This window comes from Microcystis sp. LE19-41.2A, assembly GCF_027530405.1.
Lineage (GTDB): Bacteria > Cyanobacteriota > Cyanobacteriia > Cyanobacteriales > Microcystaceae > Microcystis > Microcystis aeruginosa.
Map to the genome: position 1 here is coordinate 1 of NZ_JAPZQJ010000568.1, position 4970 is coordinate 4970.

Annotated in this window: 3 protein-coding genes; all 3 read right to left on the minus strand. The window is 41.1% G+C overall.

Features of this window, described 5'->3' with window-relative positions; genetic code table 11:
• Positions 1-149 precede the first annotated feature (149 nt).
• The gene (locus tag O9290_RS23960) at positions 150-2201 is read right to left on the minus strand and encodes an FAD-dependent oxidoreductase (protein ID WP_002761709.1); all 2052 of its coding nucleotides are present in this window, start codon (positions 2199-2201) and stop codon (positions 150-152) included.
• A 243-nt stretch (positions 2202-2444) separates the two neighbouring features.
• On the minus strand, positions 2445-3008 hold the full coding sequence (locus O9290_RS23965) for a Uma2 family endonuclease (protein ID WP_002761711.1): 564 nt from the start codon (positions 3006-3008) through the stop codon (positions 2445-2447).
• Positions 3009-3081: 73 nt separating this feature from the next.
• Positions 3082-4608, minus strand: coding sequence for a bifunctional aminoglycoside phosphotransferase/ATP-binding protein (locus tag O9290_RS23970; protein WP_288056182.1), 1527 nt, complete (start codon positions 4606-4608; stop codon positions 3082-3084).
• Positions 4609-4970: the final 362 nt, after the last annotated feature.

Here is a 4970-nt window from a genome sequence, read left to right on the forward strand (position 1 = left end):
ACCAGATATGGGAGTGGTCGGGGGGAAAATTCCGGGACTTTTTCCCTGAAAATTAGGTAATTTACCCGATGAAAATGGGTAAAACCCCACACCCCACACCCCACACCCTACACCCTGCCCCTAGGAAAAACTTTTTCAGCAAATCCTAATTAATACCAATCATCCATCGACCGGAAAATTGAGGCATCGGGGAACATAGTTGGATTACCACTAGCGTCGATTTTTTGCCGTAATTCTCGCAATTGTTGATTGCCGATGAGAAAATCATTTTCTACTAATTGATAGGGCAGTACATTATTATCTAAAGCATACACTGCCGTGATGCCGGCAGCTACCCCAGAGGACCACTCGAAGGAATGGACACGATAGGCGGCCGCGGCAATATGACTAAGGGCGATACTTTTGCCCGCTATCAGTAAATTATCGATTTTTTGGGGAATTATAGCCCTTAAAGGGATCTCGAAGGGATAAGCTTGCCCTTGTCCCTGTCTTTCTCCTGCTTTTTCTGTATTACCCGGTTTTTCGGGGGGATGTTCCGTCATGCAGGGATGAAAATCAATCGCATAGTGACCGATACCGACGGAATCGGGGTAAATGGTAGAGCGCTTGCGTTTAACGGCCTGATCGGGGGATAATGTGCCATCAAGTACGGAAAATCCCTCTAATCCTGCCAAGGTGGCAATTAAGCGCCGATATTCTGCCGGAGAAAGATTTTGACGATAGAAATCGCTTTGAAAATTTTGTCGGGAAATATCGATTTCTGTGACGGTAAAACCATCGGGGTAAGTCAGGGAAGGACGACCGATAATCCGTCTTGCTTCCCGAATATAGGGATATTTTGACAAACCATGGGCAGTTCCCATGGGAGAATCAAAACCGGAGAGATAACGGTTATTCAAATGGGGAACTTTTACCCCGTCCCCTAACTGGGAATCGGTGGTCCCTTCTACTAACCAATAATAGTAGGAAATGGCGTGTTCTTCGCCCCTCGCGAGGGTTTCGGTGCGTAATCCTCCCATCCATCCCCCCGGAGATAACTGTCCTAACTTTTGCAACTGTTCACGGGTGTAGATAAAGTTATCCTTCGCAGTCCCCGGACGGTAATCATTTCCCCAGGTCCAATTCTGCATGGAAATATCCCCCGGGACGGGTTCGGTAAAAGTAATTCCCCCAAAGGTTTTCTCTTTACCCAGTTGCGGACTCCAAATACGACGATAGGTGAAAACTAGGTCAAAATCGGCTAATCGCGGCAATTCATAGCTAAAATAGGGGGCATAGCGTTCATAATAAACGGGTTTCTCGTGGGTTTGTGGTTTTTCTGTTTCCTCCATGGCGAAGGTATAGGTAAAGCCTTGGGTACAGTAGGGGTCTCCAGTGACGCTAGAGGAAGAAGGTTCGAGATAACTGCGCTTATCGACACCTAAACGGTAGGGAATATCTGATAATCCGATTATTTCCCCTGTTTCGGTCGCTTCAATCACATACCAATCCGCTAATTGATTCGGTTGGGAGGATTTGGGGACAAAACGGAGGATTTTCTTATCAAAACGGGGAGAATTTTCGTAGCGATAGATATCCTCCATTTTTTGCGATAAAAACTCGGTATTTAGGGGAGGAGTACCTTTTACGGGACTATGTTGAATAGCAATTACACTGGTAATCTGTTGACCGGTACCGCGATTGGGTAAAGTTTCAATATTTAATTCTTTGACTACCGTGGAGGGAAACCATTTCAGAGTTCCTTTGCCTTTTTTGGCAGCGTCTTCTAACTGTTGAAATAATAATTTATGTCCATCAAAAGGCAAAAAACAAGACCCGCTTACCCAACATTCTCCGGGGTTGCGTTTCCCGTAATGCTTTCTAATTCTTTCCCTAAATTCTAGATAACCTTTCGGGAAAAATAATTTTTCTCTTTGTGTCCGTCTTTCATCTAATGCGGAGGTTCCCTGAGAAGATATCTGTCCACCCACCCAGTCGGTAATCTCGGTTAAACAGACGGTTTTTCCTAATAATAAAGCTTCGTAGGCCGCACCGGCACCGGCTAAACCACCACCCACCACCAGAATATCACAGCCGACGGTTTGATCTGGTTCTCGCGGGGGGGCTGCTAGGGTGAGGGGAGTGAAAGCTTGCAGGAGAAATAATCCCAGAGAGAGGGATTTAAGAGGAGTAAAGTGATGATTGAAAATTTTAGGTGACATTATTGACAAATATCAATGTTGTGACTGAGAGTTTCCTCTTTCTTTGAAGCAGTAGCGAGAGAATCTGTTCCTGAAATCCTGATTGTTTTTTTGGGCAATATTGAGAACTTTGTAGCTTGATGCTGGCTTTTGAGAGATTATACATCGCCAAGCTGACAATCGATCGCTTTTCTGGAAATGTCTTGACAAAATAGAGATAGCCTGATTCGGTGTCATTCCCTTTGTTATTCCCTGTAATCCTTCCTAAGTTAAATTCAAAACAAACCCGGGTAAGACATCTTCCCCGGATAAAATAGCAGGTAAATTAATAATTTCCCCATCGCTATTTAGTCGGTAGATTTCCACCTGCTGCTGTTGAGGATTAATCAACCAACCCAAACGTAAACCACTGGCTAAATATTCGCGCATCTTGTCGCGTAAAGAGGTTAAGGAATCGGTACGAGAACGTAATTCAATCACAAAATCAGGACACAAAGGTGGGAACTTTTCTCGCTCTTCTGCGCTCAAAGCTTCCCATCTCTCCCGTTTTATCCAAGCAACATCAGGAGAACGATATCCTCCATTTGGTAAACGAAAAATTGTCGAAGAACTAAACACCTCACCAAGTTGAGTTTGCTCGTTCCATACCCCAACTTTAACAATCAAATTAGCTTCTTGTTTACCAGTATTTCCACCCACGGGAGGCATAATTAATAATTCTCCTTTTTGATTACGTTCTAAATTCCATGTTTGATTAGCCTGACAGAGATGATAAAATTGTTCATCAGTCAAATTAACTGTCTCTAGATTTAACACTACAGTTTCCATCGCTTCTCCTTTTTGCTACTTTATCAACTATAACTTAATTATAAGAATGGCCCTATCGTTGATTCATCTCAACCTATTTACCTAATTGACTCTCTAAAAATTCTGGCCAATTGGGATTAGTAGTGTCTAGGGAAATTAGATAGGGTTGTTCTTTTTCATTAAAAGGTTCTGTTTTCTCAATTTGGGCATTTAAAACCTCGATAGTAGCGTCAGAAATATCGCCTTTTCTAGCGGCAATCCGTTGTTTTAAAACTTCTATAGGTGCGTGACAATGGACAATATGGAAAGGAATCTGTAAATTTTGGGCATAGGTTAATAAGGGTTCTCGCCAAGCATATTTATCGTAGCGTGCATCGAGAATAACTGGATAACCTAAAGCTATTAAAATTTCGGCTAATTCCGCCAGTCTAGCGAAGGTTTTTTGACTCATTTCGAGACTATATATGTCTAGACTTCCTGTTTGATTTAAGTCAATTCCAGCCAAATGTTTGCGAACTGCATCGGAACGAATCTGAATAGCATTAAGATTTTTAGCAATTACTTTACCTATGGTACTCTTACCCGATCCAGAAAATCCCGACATCAGAATTAATCTCGGTTTCTGCGGTTGGGTGTACTGCCAAGCTAATTGATAATAATCTTGTGCATTTGCTTTAATTTTCTCGGAAAAACTGTCACCATCAAGCAAAAAACTATTGACTTTTGCCCTCACATATGCTTGTCTGGTCAGGTAGAGAGGCAAGACTTTTAAACCCTCCCAGTCCGCGGTTTGTTCTAAATAAGTATTGACAAATAAATTAGCGAAATCTTCTCTCCCCCTAGCGGTTAAATCCATGACTGTAAAAGCAATATCATACATGACATCAACGAAGCGAAAAGATTCATTAAATTCTATGCGATCAAATAATTGTATTTCTCCCTGCCACTGACAGATATTATTTAAATGTAAGTCACCGTGACATTCGCGAATCATCCCTTTTATTTGTCTTTCTTCTAACCAATCTCCGTGTTCTGCGAAGAATTTATCTGTATAAGCTTTCGTTTCATCGTATTGTTTTTGGGTTTGGACAAAATTAATATATTTCTCGGTTTGTTGGTAGTTTTCATCAAAAGCTTGTTTAATAACTTCTAAATTGCCAAATTGATTAATATAGGAATTAGTCACAGCTTGTCGATGAAATCCTGCCACTTTTTCAGCCAAAGATTTTATAGCTTTTTCCGTTAGTTCTCCCCGTTCAAAAACTTTACTCAGTAAACATTCTTGGGGAAACTGATTCATTTTTAAAATGTATTCGATCGCTTTTCCTTCTCCATTTAAACTTATGCTACCCTGTTGATCATTAATTGACAAAACTTCTAGATAGATATTATCGGCGACTTTTTTATTTAACTCTAGTTCCTGTTCTAGATAATACTTTCTCTTTTCTAAAGTGGAGAAATCTAAAAAATTATAATTAACTGGTTTCTTGACTTTATAGGCATAATCTCCTGTCAAGAAGATAATTGAAGCATGGGTTTGGATAATTTCAACGGGAATTTTGACAGAATGAGGATAAAAGTCAGGATTTTTTAATTCTTCGATTAATCGATTGCTATCCATAGCGAGAACTCCTATCGGTTGCATCTCATTTGTATAAATTTACTAGGTTGGGATTTTTCCAGGAAAACCCTCAGCTAAAATTGGCTGTTATTTCCGATTTTATCACTTAATCTTTGACTCTTGGGGGATTCTACCCCCCAAACGCGGGAAAGCATTAGCTTTGCAAGTGGGATGCTTACACGGGGTTGTTCATACATTTGTACCAGTTTAAGGATGACTGACTAGGGTCTGCTGAAAAAGTTTTTCGTGGGGACAGGGTGTGGGGTGTGGGGTGTGGGGTGTAGGGTTTTACCGATTCTCATCTGGTCAATTACCTAATTTTCAGAGAAAAAGTCCCAGAATTTTCCCCCTATCTCTCCCAC

What these genes read in the sequence shown, in the direction of transcription:
- O9290_RS23970 (WP_288056182.1), bottom strand. Translation starts at nt 4,608, where the DNA reads ATGGATAGCAATCGATTAATCGAAGAATTAAAAAATCCTGACTTTTAT.
- O9290_RS23965 (WP_002761711.1), bottom strand. Translation starts at nt 3,008, where the DNA reads ATGGAAACTGTAGTGTTAAATCTAGAGACAGTTAATTTGACTGATGAA.
- O9290_RS23960 (WP_002761709.1), bottom strand. Translation starts at nt 2,201, where the DNA reads ATGTCACCTAAAATTTTCAATCATCACTTTACTCCTCTTAAATCCCTC.